Genomic DNA, 18049 nt, shown 5'->3' with positions numbered 1-18049 from the left:
TTTCTATGAGGCAACGTCCCTTTTACGGAAGACAATCCAGGAAATGGCCAGGAATAGGATATAGTACACCGTTAGTACAGCTATGGAGAAGCCAAGTGTAGAGCCCCCCGGACCCGTATCCGACAATAGGTAGCCTCTTAGATCCATATGTGTGAAGATCAAGTATTGGGCCCATTCAAACCGTTCTGGACTAAAAATAACCGTAAAAATACTCTTGGCAAACATAATAAATAAGGATAATCCAATAGCCAGTCCACTTGCGCGGAATACGCTAGATACCATGAAAGCCAGAGCAGCGGTCAGGAAAAGCTCAATGTAACGACATAGGAGATCTAGGAAGGAATATTCCGCTGGGCTCCAAGCCGTAATGGATGACATCGTATCTCCCGAAGATGAGGAGAAGATTAACGAAGCAGCAAAGCCAAAAGCAATCAATACTGCGGTGCTAAGCAAACTGAATAACACCATGGAAATATATTTCGAGAGCAGGATCTTGGAGCGACTCCACGGGCGAATCAGCAGCAGCTTGATGGTTCCCCAGGTAAATTCGCCCGCTACGGAGTCAGAAGCCACTACAACGGTAAATATTGTATTCAAGAAGAACGCAATACTCACCGTCATCTGAAAGTTGTCCCAAAGCCCCATAAGCGATGAATCGCCTTCGCTTGTGAAATAAATAAGCGCAGGAAGCAGCACGCTCATCACTGCAAGAATAAGCAGCATAATCCATGTGCGGACACGGCTGTATATTTTGATATTCTCATTATGTATGAGAGCTGTAAATTCACCCAATTCCTTCACCTCCTGTAACCTCTAAGAATTGATCCTCCAGCGTACGGGCAAGGGCTCTGATGCTATACACCTTAATCCCACCTGCCACTAGCTTGGCATTTAATTCTGCGATCTCCTCACGCTCTGCCTCAAGCACAAGTCCCCCACTCTTAAATACTCCACGTCCAATGAGGGCTAGCGCAGCTTCAGCATTATCAACCTCGAACAAGGTTTCTCCCAGAGGCATTGCAGTATTGCCTACCCCTTTCAGCTGCTTCACATCCACCAGTCGTCCATTTTGGATAATCGCCACGCTGTCACACATGAGCTCCATCTCGGAAAGTAAATGACTGGAGACGAATACAGTTGTTCCTTCTTCCTGACATAAACGTCGTAAATAGTCTCTAAGCTCGCGTATCCCTTGTGGATCCAGGCCGTTGGTTGGCTCATCTAGAATCAGCAGCTTGGGTCTGTGCAGCAGTGCCTGAGCCACTCCCAGCCTCTGACGCATTCCCAGTGAATAGGTCTTAACTTTGTCATGAATTCTTTGACCTAGTCCAACTAGCTCGACGACCTCGTCTATCCGTTGCTTCGTTACCCCTGGCACCATCCGTGCATATTGGCGCAGATTCTGATAACCGGATAGGAACTTGTACATCTCAGGATTTTCTACAATGGCCCCTATATTTGCGATAGCCTCTTCAAAATGGTTTTTAATACTACGGCCACAGATCAAGATGTCTCCACGACTAATGGAAATCAACCCCACCATCATCCGTATTGTAGTAGTCTTACCTGCTCCGTTGGGCCCCAAAAAACCGAAGATTTGTCCAGGCGGGATGTCCAGCGTTAAATCGCTCACCAGCGTTTTCGAGCCGATTTTTTTGGTGACTCCCTGCAGGCGGGCAACAGGCTCCATCAATATTTCTGTATTCGACATAGTCTCACTTCCTTTCATCTATAACCTAGTTTACCACATATACCCTTTTTCCCGAAAATCACTAGAGGATACGAGTCTGCCATCTAAAAAAAAGGAACCTGACTTCTCCGGCATTAGGAAGAGTCAGGTTCCCTTATTCATTTAATTCCTATTTCATTCAGGTACAGCAGTTTAGCCGCCAACACGGGCAAGCTCGCGCATATTTGCTTCAAATGCAGCCATCAACGCAGCTTCTCCGGTCAATCCGGTTTGTTCTACCTTGCGAATTTGCTCCATCATCCGTTTGTAATCCTTCGGAATGACACGAACGAAGTTCGGCAAGCTATCTGCCCACTGATTCAGTACCCGTGCGCCAGCCGCACTACCTGTAAGCTCGGTATGGCGGATAATCAGCTCACGCAGCTCTTCGATCTCCTCAGACTCTTCCACTCTCTCGAGTAGTACCATTTCGAGATTGCAGCGGCCGATGAAGGTTCTATCTGGGTCGTAGACATAAGCGATGCCGCCTGACATCCCTGCCGCAAAGTTACGGCCAGTTTCACCAAGGACAACCACTCGGCCTCCAGTCATGTATTCACAGCCGTGGTCACCCACGCCTTCTACAACAACCTTCGCTCCGGAGTTACGGACGGCAAAACGTTCACCAGCGATACCGTTAATATAAGCTTCTCCACCTGTTGCACCGTAGAATGCAGTATTTCCGATAATGATATTGTCCTCAGCAGCAAAGGTAGCTTTCGGAGATGGCTTGATAATAATCTTACCACCCGACAATCCTTTACCTACATAGTCATTGGAATCTCCTTCCACCGTAAGCGTGATTCCCTTAGGCACGAATGCACCCAAGCTTTGACCAGCAGAACCGGTGAAATGAAGCCGAATCGTATCATCCGGCAAACCTGCGGCCCCATACTTGCGGGTCAGCTCGCTGCCAAGGATAGTTCCGACGGCACGATTAACGTTCGTGATTCGCAGTGATGCCTCAACAGCCGTACCTGATTCCAGTGCAGGTGCTGCCAGGTCGAGCAGCTGCGAAACATCAAGTGTCTCTTCCAGACCATGATTCTGGTATTTACTGCGGAAGCGTGTGCTTCCTTCCGGTAATTCCGGTGTATGCAGCAGGCTGCTCAAATCTATGCCTTTCTTCTTCCAATGCTTCGACGCCTGAGTTGCGTCTAGACAATCGGTACGGCCTACCATCTCTTCAATTGTGCGGAAGCCGAGACTTGCCATAATTTCACGTAGATCCTGTGCCACGAAGGTCATAAAGTTAACTACATGCTGCGGATCACCGGTAAAATTCTTACGAAGATCCGGATTCTGTGTAGCTACACCAACCGGACAAGTATCCATTTGGCAGACACGCATCATAATACAGCCAACAGATACTAGCGGAGCAGTGGCAAAACCATACTCTTCGGCCCCAAGCAATACAGCTACAGCCAAATCGCGGCCGCTTAGCATTTTACCATCTGTTTCCAGAACTACACGGTCACGCAGATTGTTGAGCATCAATGTCTGATGGGTTTCAGCCAAGCCAAGCTCCCACGGAAGACCCGCATGACGAATGGAGTTCATCGGCGATGCCCCTGTACCTCCATCATAGCCACTAACCAAGATAATATCAGCGCGCCCTTTGGCTACACCCGCAGCAATCGTACCCACTCCAACTTCCGATACGAGCTTAACATTAATGTTTGCACGTGGATTTGCATTTTTCAGATCATAGATCAGCTCTGCCAAATCCTCGATAGAGTAAATATCATGATGCGGTGGAGGTGAGATCAGACCGACACCTGCTGTTGAGCCACGTACTTCAGCGACCCAAGGATAAACTTTACGTCCCGGAAGCTGTCCACCTTCCCCTGGTTTAGCGCCCTGAGCCATCTTAATCTGGATCTCATCAGCGTTAACTAGGTAGTTCGAGGTAACACCAAAACGTCCAGAAGCTACTTGTTTAATCGCACTGCGACGTGAATCACCATTGCTATCCGGAATATAGCGGGCTGGATCTTCGCCGCCTTCCCCCGTATTACTCTTACCACCGATACGGTTCATCGCAATGGCCAGTGTCTCATGTGCTTCCTTACTAATGGAACCAAAGGACATTGCACCCGTCTTAAACCGTTTCATAATAGACGATGCCGGTTCTACTTCTTCCAGTGGAATCGGTTCATAGGCTGACTTGAATTGCAACAAGGAACGAAGCGTCAATTGCTTCTCGCTTTCTCCTTGAACAAGGGCAGCATATTTCTTGTACATATCATAATTCCCACTACGCACAGAGTGCTGAAGCAGATGAATGGTCTGTGGATTGAAAAGATGCTCTTCCCCATCATTACGCCATTGATAATCGCCACCGGAATCAAGCACCTTATCATTTCCGTCTTTTTCTGTAAAAGCACGGTTATGATGGATAAGTGCCTCAGTTGCCACTTCCTCCAGGCCAATACCGCCAATCCGGGAAGGTGTCCAAGTAAAGTAGCGATCCACGAACTCAGAGTTCAGACCCACAGCTTCAAAAATCTGCGCACCGCGGTAAGATTGAATCGTCGAAATTCCCATTTTGGAAAGAATCTTAACTACGCTCTTAGTCGCAGCTTTAATATAGTTCTTCACTGCTTTTTCATGCGAGATTCCCCGCAATAAGCCTTGGCCGATCATATCATCCAAGCTTTCAAAAGCCAGATAAGGATTTACTGCGCTCACCCCATAACCGAGCAACAGCGCATAATGATGGACTTCACGTGGTTCACCGGATTCCAGCAAAATACTAACTTTCGTCCGTGTTCCTTGGCGGATCAAATGGTGATGCAGACTCGATACCGCAAGCAGCGCTGGAATCGCAGCATTCTCACTGTCCACACCCCGGTCAGTCAGAATCAGAATGTTATGCCCTTTAGCCATAACACGGTCAGCAGCCTCGTTCATGCGCTCAAGCGCGATGCGTAATCCTTCTGCCCCAAGCTCAGCCGGGAAAAGAATTGGAATAGACATCGATTTGAAGCCTGCACGGCGAACATGGCGAATCTTAGCAAAATCTTCGTTCGAAAGAATTGGCGTTTGCAGCGAGATCTGGCGGCAGCTTTCCGGTTCCGGTTTAAGCAAATTACGCTCTGGTCCAATCGTAGTCGTTGTGGATGTAACCAGCTCTTCACGAATGGCATCGATGGGTGGATTCGTTACCTGAGCAAACATTTGTTTGAAATAGTTATAGAGACGTTGCGGGCGGTCCGAAAATACAGCGAGTGGAGCATCATAACCCATGGAACCGACAGCTTCAGCACCAGTAGATGCCATTGGCTCAAGCACCTTGCGCAAGTCTTCAAAAGTATAGCCAAAAGCCTGCTGTAGCTGTTGTACATTGTCATGCTTAGGATTTGGCAGTTCAGGCGCATCCGGAAGCTCATCAAGACTGATCAAATGCTCATCCAGCCACTGGCGATAAGGCTTCTCAGAGGCGATAGCCGATTTAACTTCCTCATCCGAGATAATGCGGCCTTCCTTCGTATCCACAAGCAGCATGCGTCCAGGTTTCAGGCGGTCTTTATATAAGATGTCCTCTGCTGGAATGTCCAGTACACCGGCTTCTGAGGATAAAATAATCATATCGTCTTTCGTTACATAATAACGAGCAGGACGCAGACCGTTACGGTCCAGAATAGCGCCGATTTGTATCCCATCGGTAAAGCCCATTGCAGCAGGCCCGTCCCATGGCTCCATTAGAGTACTGTGATATTCATAAAATGCTTTTTTATCAGCATCCATACTATCATGATTGCTCCATGGTTCAGGAACCATCATCATGGCTACCTGTGGCAGGGAGCGTCCGCTCAAATAGAGAAACTCAAAGGTGTTATCGAACATTGCAGTGTCCGATCCATCCGGGTTAATAACAGGCTTGATCTTGTTCAGATCTTCACCAAACACTTCGCTCTTGAACAATGACTGGCGTGCATGCATCCAGTTCACATTACCACGCAAGGTGTTGATCTCACCGTTGTGGATCATAAAACGGTAGGGATGCGCACGTTCCCAGCTTGGGAAGGTGTTCGTGCTGAAACGGGAGTGAACTAACGCGATCGCTGATTCCAGCTCTTCGTTCTGCAAATCCAGGTAGAATTGTCCGACTTGTTCTGTAGTCAGCATGCCCTTGTATACAATCTTACGGCACGACAAGCTTGGTATATAGAAGGATTCAGCCTCTTCTACACCACCGTAACGAATGGCAAGCTCCGCACGTTTGCGGATAACATAAAGCTTACGTTCAAAAGACAATTCATTCGTGACCGAAGCCGAGCGGCCGATAAACACTTGACGCACAAAAGGCTTAGCAGCTTTCGCTGTCTTGCCAAGCATTTCATCATAGGTAGGCACATCACGATAGCCGAGTACTATTTGACCTTCTTCAGCAATAATATTGCTTAAGAGGGCTTCATGCTGCGCCCGAACTTCTTCGTTATGAGATAAAAAGATCATGCCCACGCCATAATGGCCTTGTTCCGGCAAAGTAAAGCCTAGCTTCTGAGCTTCACTTGCAAAGAAACGGTGCGGAATTTGAAGCATGATACCTGCTCCGTCACCAGAGTTGGGTTCGCTACCTTGGCCTCCCCGATGCTCCATATTAAAGAGCATTGTCAAAGCATTACTTACGATATTGTGAGACGGTGTGCCTTTAATATGAGCTACAAATCCCATGCCGCAAGCATCTTTTTCGAACTGGGGATCATACAGGCCCTGTTTTACGGGCAGTTCAGTGTGTTTCATCGAACGCAACCTTTCTATTATAAAGTATGCAATGTCTTAGGAAAATTTTTCACATGAAAATCTTAATAATTATTCAATCCAGATTAGTGCTATTATTTTATCACCGAGGTAACATCAGCGCAATTTAAACTTTTTTATGATGCTGATTAACATTTGTTTTTGCATCACAGCTTTAGCGAGTAAAAGTTTAAAAAAACTTCACAATGCATAATTATACATGAATAACGCATAAGTGCATATGCAATGAAAGCGTTACAAGATTTTTCATCCCTTCTAATATGTTTGCAAGAAAAAGGGTTTTTATGATTTTAAATCAAAAAAAGCGTCTCCCGGAGGAGACGCTTTTTTATACTTTTTTTTCAAAAAATCTATCAGTTTATACAGTCAAAACTTGTTCACTTTTCACTCCAACTTCATTCTCACGGCTACGAGTCATGAAGTAAGCGAAGGTAAGAGCAAGGAATCCAAGACCAAAGATTGCCAGGATACCTACATCTCCCCACATTGCACTGAAGTCACCTGTAGAAATTACTGCTTTAAGACCACTAACTGTGTAAGTCATTGGAAGCAGTGGATTAAAGAATTTCATCCAGTCAGGGATCAATTCAAGTGGGAATGTTCCGGCACTAGTTGTTAATTGGAAAATAAGAATAACGATAACAACGAAACGTCCCGGTTGATCCATCCAAGTAACAATCGCTTGAACTACCCATGTGTAAACTAAACTTGTTAAGAATGTAAATACGAAGAATAGCGGTTTACTTTGTACTTCCAATCCAAGTCCATACAATACAACCACAGCAGCCAGCATAGACTGGATAAAGCTCATGATTGTGAAAGTAAGCGTACGGCTAATGAAACGGTTCATACGGCTAGCACCAAGGACAGCCGAATCACGCATTGGAATAACAATTGTTGAAATCAAAGCACCTACAAACAATCCAAGGGATAGGAAGTAAGGAGCAAAACCTGTACCATAGTTCGGAACATGATTCACAACTTGATCCTCAACCACCACTGGTTGTGCGAACATTTCCATCATTGCATCTGTTTTGTTCACACTGCCTGTTTTTTCAGCAGCATCGCCAAGCTTAGTTGCCAGTTCTGTTGATCCAGATTTCAGATCATCCATACCATCTTTCAGCTCGCCTGCGCCATCAGCCAGTTTTTTCGAACCATCTGCTACAGCACTGATACCGGAACCTAGTTCGCCTACACCGCTTAACAGTTTTGTAGTACCATCGCCAAGCGCTTTACCGCCTTCAGCCAGCTTGCTGCCTCCAGCTGCAGCTTCTTTAAGCTTCGCACCAAATTGTTGCATCCCTGCATTCAGCTTATCTCCACCGGTTACAAGTGCAGATGCGCCTTGTGCCAGTTTTTGTTGTCCTGTCAAAAGCTGTGTGCTACCAGCATTTAATTGCTGTGCTCCATCATGCAACTGAGTTACACCAGCAGCTAACTGCTGTGAACCCGAGTGCAATTGAGTTGCACCTTGTGCCAGCTGCTCTTGCCCACTGTGGAGTGCAGTAGCACCCTGTGCCAGCTGCTCTTGACTTTGTTGCAGTTGCTCACTGCCTTGTGCCACAGCTGCACTGGCTGCCAGCAGCTTCTGTACCGCTGGATTTTGTGCCAGCTCAGGACTAGCCTGTGCCAATTGCTCCAATCCTTGAGCTACCGCTTTAGCACCCTCAGTTACCTTCGTGCTGCCTGCGGCGAAAGCTTGCAAACCTGCTTCCAGTTTCGCGCTGCCATCTACGGAAGAAGTTAAGCCTGCTTCCAGCTTCGCGCTGCCATCAACTAAAGATTGTGTTCCTGCTTGTAGTTTAGAAGTACCATCCACAGCAGACTGCGTTCCCGCCTGAAGCTGTGTTGCCCCTGTTACAGCTTGTTTCAAGCCGTCACTAAGTTGTTTACTGCCGGCAGCACTCTGTGCAACACCGTCTTGAAGCTGCGTATGTGCAGTAGACAGTTGTTGCAATCCGCTTGCCAACGTGGTTGATCCTGTTTTAAGCGCCGTAGCACCTGCATTCAAATCAGTCACGCCTTGTGTAAGGGGTTCTACACCATTTTGAAGTTTACCTGTACCATCTGTCAGTACAAGTAGATTATCTTTCAGCTTCAAGGCTCCGTCATCTAGCTTACCAGCGCCATCAGCGATCTTGGAGGCTCCATCTCCTGCTTCGCCCAATCCATCAGATACTTCTGTAATCTGATTGAATACAGACTCTACATAAGCTTCAGTTACTTTAGCAGATACTTTATTTTTAATTTCTGCTACAGCCGTACCACCGATTTGACCAGCCAAGAAGTTGTAACCTTCATTTGGCTCATAAATAATTTTTGCAGGCTGTGGTTCATCATCCATAAGAGTAGTAGCTTTAGCAGAAAAGTCTTCCGGAACAATGATCGACATATAATAAGTATTGTCTTTCATTCCTGCTTCCGCTTCTTCAAGGGAAACGAAGTTCCACTGGAAGCCGTCGGTTACCTTCAACTCTTCTATAAGATCATTACCGGCTTGTAGTTGCTTGCCTTCATAATTAGCGCCGACATCCTGGTTGACCACAGCAACCGGAAGCTCATTCATCTTGCCATACGGATCCCAGAATGCCTTCAGGAAGAATCCGCTGTACATCACCGGAATAAATAGGATAGCAATCATTGGAATTAGCACCTTCGGATTTCTAAGGGCTGCGCCAAGATCCTTGGTAAATACGGATAATGATTTCATTCTGGTTCTCTCCTTATGAGCTTATGCTCTCTTTAAAATGCTTTGTTTGCGAAATATTACGTAACACTAAGTGACTGTTTTCCCCATTCGGTCAATTCAGGGTATAAAAAAATGCCTCGCGGCTCTTTTTCAATGCCTAATCCATCTTGAGAATTGTTAAGGGAAAGCGAATCGAGTGAAGCTGAGAACGCCATCCCTGTCCTGAATCAACCCTTACTGTGCCAATCCTTCGGCGAGAAACAAATGAAAATACATCTTGATCTGTTCCTTGTCCAAGGGAGTATGTGTTTTATTCAGTTCAGCAGTCAATACAATATATAATCTGAACATGACTACCGAGACGATTTTGGGATCGCAAGGTTTGATTTCTCCCTGTTGGAGCGCTTGTTGCACCTCCCGTTCTAAATATTCTAAAACTACGTTCTCGATCTTCTCAAGTCCTTCTCCAGCCTGCGGCGTACCGAATTCGCGATTCTCCTGGGAAAGTTTTATGAATAGCTCCTGCTCACTTCGAAACTCAAGCAGAGCATCCAGCACACGATGCAAGTTGTCAAAGAAAGGTCTGTCTCGCCTGATCTCCCGCTCAGCAATCGTCTTCATTTCCATCATCATATCGTGCAGGATCTCGTCAAACAATTGCTCTTTGTTTGTAAAAAAGGTGTAGATGGTCCCCTTACCGACATTTGCAATCTTAGCAACCTGATCCATTGTAGTTGCCTTATAGCCAAATAATGAAAAAGATTTTGCTGCGGCCTGAAGCACCTGCTGTCTTCGATCCACCACTGCCACCTGTGCACACTTCCTTTCTCCAGAAAATATCGTCCCCGCTGACTTCTGACCATTTTACTAATCCGGTCAATTGGTCATTCACTACTTTATCATGTTGTTTTCTAGTTTGCAATACTTTGGGCGAACCTTTTATTTTTTTTATTTATTGCAGGGTTTTAACTTTCTATTTACGTCTTACTTGTATAATGTGAGTATAGTATAGATTTCCTAGTATAATTAGAAGAAGAAACGCATTTCTATAGAAAAGGAAAGTAGCAGGTGAACTTATGCGAAAGAAAAGAGTACTGCTGTTTTCGGAAGGCTTCGGTACGGGCCACACAGGAGCAGCCTATGCTCTGGCCGAAGGAATAAAGCTGCTGAATCCGGATGTCCAATGCCGAGTCATCGAGCTGGGGAAATTTCTTAACCCGACGGTCGCCCCTTGGATTCTTTCCGCTTACCGCAAAACAGTTAGCAGCCAGCCTAAGCTGGTCGGCATGATGTATAAGACACAATATCATAAATCATTGAACCCGTTGACTAAAATGGCGCTTCACCGGATTTTTTATACACATGCTTCACAGGTCATTGAGCAGCTAAAGCCTGATTTAATTATCTGCACTCATCCCATTCCGGCTGCGGTCATCTCCAGACTGAAACGTCGTGGACTACATGTGCCTCTGTATACATTAATTACTGATTATGATGCACATGGGAGTTGGGTAAATTCCGAGGTCAATCGTTATCTCGTATCTACCCCACGCGTCAAGTCCATTCTGACAGGCCGTGGGATCGCTCCAGAGCTAGTAACCGTCACTGGCATCCCAGTGCATCCAAAGTTCTGGGAACGGTCCAACAAGACGCTGCTACGCAAGGAGCTGGGATTGGCTGATATTCCAACCGTACTCATTATGGGCGGAGGATGGGGGCTGATGTTCGGCAAAGAGATTATGCATTCCCTCACCGCCAGAATGGATGATATTCAGCTCGTCTTCTGTATGGGCAGCAATGAGAAGCTAATCGCCAAAATGAAGTCCAATCCACTGCTCAATCATCCCAATGTTAAAATTCTGGGATATAGCAGTGAAATCAATAAATTGATGGATGCCTCAGACCTGCTGATTACGAAGCCTGGAGGCATGACCTGTACGGAAGGTCAGGCCAAAGGAATTCCAATGCTTTTCTATAAAGCTATTCCAGGTCAGGAAGAGAAAAACTGCCAATATTTCGTAGAGCTTGGGCTGGCAGAGGTGCTCGACTCGGAAGTAGTGAACAAATGGTTCACTATGATGCTTCGTGAATATTCAGTTCTGGAAGAGCAACGCAGACGACGTCTCGCTCCAGATAAACATCAACCGCAAAGCTGTGCGACTACTGTTCTGAAGATGTTAGGTAACCCCGTAAGCGAGGCAACTGAAATCAGAGGCACAAGAGCGCAAGCACGTAATGAAGAACCTGTGTGTATTACACCTTAAAGAATAAGCAGGCAGTCAGGGAATTTCCCCCGGCTACCTGCTTTTTTTATAATATAAATCGGATTGGTTAAATTTCTACGCTCTCACCAGCTTTAAGCGGAAAACCTTCTACACCCTCTTGATGCAGGCGATCGCAGAAATCAGCACCATCCTGAGCAATATCCGGAAATGTATTGTAATGTAGCGGGATCACTTTATCCGCCCGTAGCCAGCGTGCGGCCAGCAAGGCGTCATCCGGTCCCATGGTTAGCATATCGCCTATAGGAAGAGCTGCCAGGGCAATCGCATTCCTTTCTCCAATGAGGCGCAGATCGCTGAATAGTGCGGTATCCCCCGCATGGAAAATCGTCTTGCCCTCAATCGTCAACAAAATCCCCGCGGGTTGTCCAGCATAAATCCAAGAATCGCCCTCCTGAATGGATGAGGAATGAAACGCCTGCGTAAATTTCACAGTCATCCCTGCATAGGTATGACTACCACCTATATTCATGTGCTTAACCTGTGCACCCTTCATCCGGCAATATTCGGCAAGCTCAAACACCGCAAAGATCGGACAATCATTCTGCTTGGCAATTTCGACAGCATCTCCTAAATGATCAGAGTGGCCGTGAGTAAGCAGAACGGCATCAACGGAAATATCGGCAGGTGAAATACCGGAGTTCGGATTACCTGACAAAAAAGGGTCAATAATAACCTTCACGTTCCCCGTCTCTACCAGCAGAGCTGAATGTCCATAATAAGTGATTTTCATGGTTATCTTCCACCTCCAGATTCATATAGTTTAGTTTACCCTATATAGCGCTGAGGTTCACAGATCCACCAAATTATTTATAAAAAGTATGATTGCCAATAGTTTTAACATAAGTCTGTGAATGATGTACGGTCAGATCCTGTGCAAGTTTTAGCGACAAGAAAAAATAAGTATTATCGGGAACTTCCTTTACTCCGGAGAGTGCAGCATTCACCGCTTTAATACTATCATCGTTAGGCTTCACACGGTTAAGACGCCCGTTAGCTACAGGGCTGAACTGGCTCTTCTGATAAATAACTTTATATATCGTGTCGGGGAAATTGGCTGACCGCAGCCTATTCAGAACAACGTTGGCAACTGCCACCTTGCCCTTGTACGGTTCACCTTCCGCCTCTGCCATTACAATTTTTTGTAGCAGAAGCAGTTCTTCTTCGGATACAGCGTAGCGCCGGGTTGCTTTACTTTGCTGCTCCTGGCTTAATAGCTCTGTCCGAGAGAAGTACAATGTTGTGAGGGGATGTTTCTGAGAAGCCGAGGCTATCTTCGCTGTCGCCTGACTACTCTTTGTTGCTGTTTCCGCCAATTGCGACGCTTTTTGCGCAGCTGGCTTGGATTGTACTACATCAGCCTTCACCCGAATAATGGAAACGTTCGATGTGTTTTTTGTGTTTTTTTGTTTTATTTTTTTTACACTAAGCCATTCCACACCCTTCGCCGGTTTCCAAGCGGAACTTAAAAGACTGAATGTGTTATTAAGCTTATTGGCTTGTGTAACTTCAGTAATGCCCCTCGTAATGCTACTCGTTATACTAGACTTCGATTCATCTTGCAAAAGAGAAAGTACGGATGCACGGCTGGTGGATTGCAACTTATCCATCTGCACCCTGTCCATCTTCCCTTCCGCAACTTGTTCGGGTTGCAATAAGCTTATGGCAGAGAAACACACTAGTATAACGCCAACGAGCAACGCAATATAGCGGTTTTGTTTAAAAATTAACATGATATTCCTCCTATTTCACGGCACATTCCTATTGTATGTAACCGAAAACGGAAGCTTTGAAAACTTTATTATCGATTTTAAACTGTAAACTTTTCAATAATTTCATACATAGGAATGGCATACATTCTGGTAGCATACAACACAAAACTATCAATCGTCCAGTCTCTCTGATAGTTTTTTAGGTTCCAATCATCATCCAATTTCAGTAAGTTTTCCAGCAATTTATCATCATATGAATTTTTTCCCCGGTACTTTCGAGCCACGGTAAGATGCGGTTTATAGGCCCTGGATTCGCCTGAAAAACCTAATGGAAACGTCGCAGAATGCACTCTCGCAGCTAATTGATTTAATGCCTCTATTTCGCCAGAAACCCCTATCCACAGGACTCTTGGGGAAGCTGAAAGACCAAATGTGTCCCATTTGTCCAAAGAGAGATTGAAGGGGCTGCCTTGACCCGCGATCTGCCTTAATGATTTTACTAAATCTGGAATTACGGTCTTTGGGGTATCTCCTAAAAATTGCAGGGTAATATGATAATCTTGCGGATTTGTCCATTTAGCAAATTCAAAGTTTCCAGATAGCTTTGAACATGCCTGCGCCACTATTTCTTGCAGCTCAGAAGGTAATTTCACAGCTAGAAAAAGCCGTTCTGATTCGTTCTCTGATACTTTAGTATTCATGGTCAATTTCACCTTCTCCAATAGATTTGGTATTCTTAACCTATAACATGATCCATATCCATTAAACCACAAAGTAGGAGGAACACATCATGACTAAGTCTATAGTATGTCTACAACCACTTACATCTCAGCAGCAGGAAAGGATCAAAGCGGCTGCCCCAGGCTATACATTCACACAAGGAGACGCCAAAAATCCAGATTTGCAGCTGCTTGCAGACGCAGAAATCGTAATCGGCTGGGCTAAAGGTATTTCGGATACAATCCTTCGCCCCGAGTCCTCCCTTCGCTGGGTTCAGTCCTGGTCTGCTGGTATTGAGAAACTTCCTCTCGATCGTCTTAAGGAACAAGGAGTCCTGCTCACCAGTGGGAGCGGAGTGCATGCCGAGCCTATTTCTGCGGTAATCTTCGGGTTCATCCTTCTCTTCACACGTAATTTGCATACGGCTGTACGCAATCAGCAGAACCGGATTTGGAAATCTGATGGCAGTGAAAGCGAGCTGTCCGGCAAAACAGCCGTTATAGCTGGAACTGGAGCGATCGGCAGTGAAACCGCCAGAATTGCTAAAGCCTTCCGGATGAAGACTATCGGTGTCAGCCGTTCCGGTAAGCCAGTCGCAGACTTTGATCAAATCTATACAACAGATCGTTTATCCGAAGCTGTAAGCCAAGGCGATTTCATCATCAATACCCTTCCTATTACCGATGAGACCAAGCATTTATTTAATGCCACCAGCTTCTCCGCGTTTAAAGAAGGCTCCTATTACATTAACATTGGCCGTGGCGCAACTACCGATACTGAGGCTCTGATCGATGCATTGAATCGCGGACAACTCCGTGGCGCTGGGTTGGATGTTTTTGAGACCGAACCCCTTCCGCAGGATCATCCGCTTTGGTCTATGGAGCAAGTAATCATCACTCCACACTCCGCTGGAATTACAGATCAATACGCTGACCGGATCGTTAATATTTTTACCGAAAATGTGAAGTCTTACTTATCATCAGGCACACCTTCTCTAAATCTTGTTGATTACGACCGGCAATATTAATAATATGCTTTACAAAACAAGAACATCTGTTCTATAATAAGAAAATCCAAAGTTATCCATAAAGAGAGGGTTAGTGAAATGAAGGTCACGGTCACAGAATTTAACGAGCAATGGAGTCTAATGTTCATTGAAGAAGCTCAGAAGATTAAAGACATCTTTGCTGATGCCCTCGTTGATATTCACCATATTGGCAGCACTTCTGTTTCCGGACTAAAAGCTAAACCAATCATAGATATAATGCCTGTAGTACGAAATATCGAAGCTGTAGATGAGTTCAACCAGCAAATGACAGCACTTGGTTATGAATGTATGGGTGAGTTCGGTATCAGTGGCAGAAGATATTTCAGAAAAGGCGGAAATAGCAGAACCCATCATGTTCATGTCTTCCAAATGGATAATAAGATAGATATCGACCGTCATCTGGCTGTAAGAGACTACCTTCGATCACATCCGGAGACGGTTAAACAGTACGGAGATTTGAAGGATACTCTTGCCAAACAATTCCCAGAGGACATTGCAGCTTATATAGACGGGAAAGAAGAATTTGTGGTTAATCTTGAAAGAACTGCATATGAGTGGTATTTAAATCAATAATCCTTATAAAAATAGCCCCTGCTGTTCATTTAGATCATCCTAAATGAACAGCAGGGACTACTTGTCTAAGAGCCTCTAATCCAAATCATAAATCGAGCCGACTTTCAGTCCGTACAGCTCATTATATATTTTCTCTGCAAAAGCATCAGTCATCCCTGCGATATAATCAATCACCATATGCTCCCAGGTCCAAATCGGTTTTGCCTGCTTCTGATCTTTCTCAAATCGCTGCAGCCAATCCGATGGAATAATGGCTTTAGAGGTCTGTGGATCCAAAAATGCTCCCCATAGACGGCGCAAAATCCACTCACTACGTTTCTGCAGCCGCTGCACACGCAAATCACGGATCATAGTAACCCACGCGAAGCTTTTCAGCACACTTACGGTCCGCAGCATATCTTCGTCTTCTTTTCCTTCCTTTATAAAGGTGACCTTCTTCCAGTCTCCATCTTGGATCACTCCCAAGCTGGCGACAAAGGTACTTACCCAATAAGCCTTAACTTCACGTCGAGTGCGGGAATAGTCATTTTCGCAGGTTGGCATTTTTTCCTTCCAAACCCGAAGAAATGAACTGAGCACTTCCTCGACCTTCGCGCGAATGCCTTCCTCTTCCCAGCCCTTCCAGAAGAAATCCTCGAGCGTGGTGATTTTCTCTACGATTAACCGCTGGATATAAGAATCATGCATAAAGTGTTCATGCACTTCAATCTTTCCGGCTTTAATCCCATCCTCCAGATCATGTGCAGAATAAGCGATATCGTCACAAAGGTCCATAAGCTGAGCCTCTAACGTTTTCTTACCTGCCGGTATTCCCCACTCTTTGCGGATCTCCGAAATATATCCCCATTCGTGAAGGTACATCCCCTTCTTCAGCGAGGTGCCGGGAAAAGGATACTTATTTATGCCTAGCAGCACAGCATCTGACAGATTTAGCCCATCAATATTCTCACGCTTCTCCAGAAACATAATCAGCCTATAATTGTGGGCATTGCCTTCGAAATGCTCATAACGTTGCTTCATCTGCTCATGGATCAGCAGGCGATCCACACCCGTTGCAACTGATTGCAGCGCAGCTTCGTTAGTTTTCTTTTCAATAAGCTGTTCCAAAATATTATCCAGCACTTCTTCCCCTTTATGTCCAAAGGGAGGATGGCCAAAATCATGAGCGATAGCTGCGCATTCCACTACCTCTGGATCTATAACAAGACCCGGATTCTCCGCCTTGGTGGTTTCCACTTCTGGATACGATCGCAGCAGACTTTTCGCCGCCTCACGAGCAATCTGTGCAACTTCAAGTGAATGAGTCAGACGCGTGCGGTAATAATCACCCGTCCCAGCCCCGAATACTTGTGATTTACCTTGCAGCCTCCGAAAAGTAGGCGAATGAATCAGGCGTGAATAATCACGCTCATAAGCAGCTCTCGACGTTTCTAGGCGGGTAATCTCCGGATACTGCCGGTGTTCTCTTTTTTCAATAAGTGTCATGTTCCCACCACCCTAACCAAATGTCTGTATATAGTACTTCATTATAAGGCATTTTCATAACAATTTTCACATCAAAATACAAAGGCTAATTTAATTATAGACGGTCACGTGGATAACTATGTAATCGTCAGAAGCCAAAATGAATCTCATAACCTGTACATGAAGATATAGTAGAAAGAAGAATGAGCACGAAAAAAGACTGGTTGCCTATACAAAACTGAAACTATGAATATACCGACCCCCAAAAGGAGCACTCTAAAATAAAAAAACAGGTGAAATGATGAAAACTTGCAGCAAAATTATGTTGATCACCCTTGCATTCTTTTTATGCTTCACGAACTCTGCTCTAGGTAGTCCAAGCAAAAACCGCGACTACTACGAAAAAAGAGGAGACATGATTTGGGAAGTACATACTAACCAAAAAGTGATTGCATTGACGTTCGACGACGGTCCTGACCCTTCTGAAACCGATCAAATCTTAAAGGTATTGAATCAATATCATGCGAAATGCACCTTTTTTGCGATAGGAAAAAGAATTGCAGCCTATCCAGAGGTAGCGAAACGAGTTATTGCTGAGGGGCATGAATTAGCTAACCATACCTACAATCACGTTTATTTTAAAAAACCTATTAATGAAGCACAATTTGAGCAGGAGCTAAGATTGACCGAAGAAGAGATTATAAAAGTCTCCGGTAAACATAGTTCACTGTTCAGACCACCAGGCGGCATGTATGACGAGACCTTAGTTGATCTGTCTAACAATATGGGCTTGAAGCCAATATTATGGTCCTGGCATCAAGATACTCGTGACTGGAATCGCCCAGGCGTGTACAGTATTTCGAACAAGGTCATTCGAAATGCACGTAATGGGGACATCGTTCTATTTCATGATCATGTGCACGGGCAGTCACAAACTAGAGAAGCTCTTAAAATTATTTTGCCGGAATTAGAAAAGAAAGGCTTTCGATTTGTCACTGTCTCTGAGTTGATCAAATTATCCAGTACACAGCAGGCGGGTAAACAACAATAGGCTAATTGCAC

Annotated in this window: 13 protein-coding genes; 4 read left to right on the top strand and 9 right to left on the bottom strand. The window is 45.3% G+C overall.

Features of this window, described 5'->3' with window-relative positions:
- Positions 1 to 3: 3 nt before the first annotated feature.
- The 5 genes from MHH86_RS04860 to MHH86_RS04840 all read right to left on the bottom strand — a co-directional run bounded on the left by MHH86_RS04860 (position 4) and on the right by MHH86_RS04840 (position 9998).
- Positions 4 to 792, bottom strand: coding sequence for an ABC transporter permease (locus MHH86_RS04860; RefSeq protein WP_036676545.1), 789 nt, complete (start codon positions 790 to 792; stop codon positions 4 to 6).
- Positions 785 to 1711 carry an ABC transporter ATP-binding protein gene (locus MHH86_RS04855; RefSeq protein WP_235219382.1) on the bottom strand — a complete coding sequence of 309 codons (927 nt, stop codon included), beginning with the start codon at positions 1709 to 1711 and terminating at the stop codon, positions 785 to 787. Before MHH86_RS04855 ends, MHH86_RS04860 begins: the two co-directional genes overlap by 8 nt.
- A 171-nt stretch (positions 1712 to 1882) precedes the next feature.
- Positions 1883 to 6478, bottom strand: a complete 4596-nt coding sequence (gene gltB / locus MHH86_RS04850; RefSeq protein ID WP_076316970.1) for a glutamate synthase large subunit — start codon at positions 6476 to 6478, stop codon at positions 1883 to 1885.
- Positions 6479 to 6854: 376 nt separating this feature from the next.
- A complete protein-coding gene (locus MHH86_RS04845; protein WP_342479651.1) occupies positions 6855 to 9209 on the bottom strand; it encodes a YhgE/Pip domain-containing protein in 2355 nt (784 codons plus the stop codon).
- 213 nt (positions 9210 to 9422) lie between these two features.
- On the bottom strand, positions 9423 to 9998 hold the full coding sequence (locus tag MHH86_RS04840; protein ID WP_036676550.1) for a TetR/AcrR family transcriptional regulator: 576 nt from the start codon (positions 9996 to 9998) through the stop codon (positions 9423 to 9425).
- A 266-nt stretch (positions 9999 to 10264) separates the two neighbouring features.
- Here MHH86_RS04840 and MHH86_RS04835 point away from each other — a divergent pair, with 266 nt between their 5' ends.
- On the top strand, positions 10265 to 11452 hold the full coding sequence (locus tag MHH86_RS04835) for a UDP-N-acetylglucosamine--LPS N-acetylglucosamine transferase (RefSeq protein WP_038568920.1): 1188 nt from the start codon (positions 10265 to 10267) through the stop codon (positions 11450 to 11452).
- Between the two features lie 67 nt (positions 11453 to 11519).
- Here the strand turns inward: MHH86_RS04835 and MHH86_RS04830 are convergent, their stop codons facing one another.
- From MHH86_RS04830 to thpR, 3 genes are all read right to left on the bottom strand, one after another.
- Positions 11520 to 12203, bottom strand: coding sequence for a metal-dependent hydrolase (locus MHH86_RS04830; protein ID WP_036676555.1), 684 nt, complete (start codon positions 12201 to 12203; stop codon positions 11520 to 11522).
- A 73-nt stretch (positions 12204 to 12276) separates the two neighbouring features.
- Positions 12277 to 13203 (bottom strand): cell wall hydrolase, encoded by a 927-nt coding sequence (locus MHH86_RS04825; protein ID WP_076141781.1) that lies wholly within the window; start codon positions 13201 to 13203, stop codon positions 12277 to 12279.
- Positions 13204 to 13280: 77 nt separating this feature from the next.
- Positions 13281 to 13883 (bottom strand): RNA 2',3'-cyclic phosphodiesterase, encoded by a 603-nt coding sequence (gene thpR, locus MHH86_RS04820; protein ID WP_076214093.1) that lies wholly within the window; start codon positions 13881 to 13883, stop codon positions 13281 to 13283.
- Positions 13884 to 13972: 89 nt separating this feature from the next.
- Between thpR and MHH86_RS04815 the strand changes: the two genes are divergently transcribed.
- A complete protein-coding gene (locus tag MHH86_RS04815) occupies positions 13973 to 14929 on the top strand; it encodes a D-2-hydroxyacid dehydrogenase (RefSeq protein ID WP_076141779.1) in 957 nt (318 codons plus the stop codon).
- Between the two features lie 78 nt (positions 14930 to 15007).
- Positions 15008 to 15523, top strand: a complete 516-nt coding sequence (locus MHH86_RS04810) for a GrpB family protein (RefSeq protein WP_036676563.1) — start codon at positions 15008 to 15010, stop codon at positions 15521 to 15523.
- Positions 15524 to 15598: 75 nt separating this feature from the next.
- Here MHH86_RS04810 and dgt read toward each other — a convergent pair whose 3' ends face one another.
- On the bottom strand, positions 15599 to 17008 hold the full coding sequence (gene dgt / locus MHH86_RS04805; protein ID WP_036676565.1) for a dGTP triphosphohydrolase: 1410 nt from the start codon (positions 17006 to 17008) through the stop codon (positions 15599 to 15601).
- A gap of 394 nt (positions 17009 to 17402) precedes the next feature.
- Here dgt and MHH86_RS04800 point away from each other — a divergent pair, with 394 nt between their 5' ends.
- On the top strand, positions 17403 to 18038 hold the full coding sequence (locus MHH86_RS04800; RefSeq protein WP_305953520.1) for a polysaccharide deacetylase family protein: 636 nt from the start codon (positions 17403 to 17405) through the stop codon (positions 18036 to 18038).
- Positions 18039 to 18049: the final 11 nt, after the last annotated feature.

Source organism: Paenibacillus sp. FSL F4-0097 (assembly GCF_038593125.1).
Lineage (GTDB): Bacteria > Bacillota > Bacilli > Paenibacillales > Paenibacillaceae > Paenibacillus_AQ > Paenibacillus_AQ odorifer.
This window is presented reverse-complemented; position numbering and strand designations above follow the sequence as displayed.

Bases quoted from the DNA above. Each gene is read 5' to 3' on its own strand.
- MHH86_RS04855 (WP_235219382.1), bottom strand. From the start codon at position 1,711: ATGTCGAATACAGAAATATTGATGGAGCCTGTTGCCCGCCTGCAGGGA.
- gltB (WP_076316970.1), bottom strand. From the start codon at position 6,478: ATGAAACACACTGAACTGCCCGTAAAACAGGGCCTGTATGATCCCCAG.
- MHH86_RS04845 (WP_342479651.1), bottom strand. From the start codon at position 9,209: ATGAAATCATTATCCGTATTTACCAAGGATCTTGGCGCAGCCCTTAGA.
- MHH86_RS04835 (WP_038568920.1), top strand. From the start codon at position 10,265: ATGCGAAAGAAAAGAGTACTGCTGTTTTCGGAAGGCTTCGGTACGGGC.
- MHH86_RS04830 (WP_036676555.1), bottom strand. From the start codon at position 12,203: ATGAAAATCACTTATTATGGACATTCAGCTCTGCTGGTAGAGACGGGG.
- MHH86_RS04825 (WP_076141781.1), bottom strand. From the start codon at position 13,203: ATGTTAATTTTTAAACAAAACCGCTATATTGCGTTGCTCGTTGGCGTT.
- thpR (WP_076214093.1), bottom strand. From the start codon at position 13,883: ATGAATACTAAAGTATCAGAGAACGAATCAGAACGGCTTTTTCTAGCT.
- MHH86_RS04815 (WP_076141779.1), top strand. From the start codon at position 13,973: ATGACTAAGTCTATAGTATGTCTACAACCACTTACATCTCAGCAGCAG.
- MHH86_RS04810 (WP_036676563.1), top strand. From the start codon at position 15,008: ATGAAGGTCACGGTCACAGAATTTAACGAGCAATGGAGTCTAATGTTC.
- dgt (WP_036676565.1), bottom strand. From the start codon at position 17,008: ATGACACTTATTGAAAAAAGAGAACACCGGCAGTATCCGGAGATTACC.
- MHH86_RS04800 (WP_305953520.1), top strand. From the start codon at position 17,403: ATGATTTGGGAAGTACATACTAACCAAAAAGTGATTGCATTGACGTTC.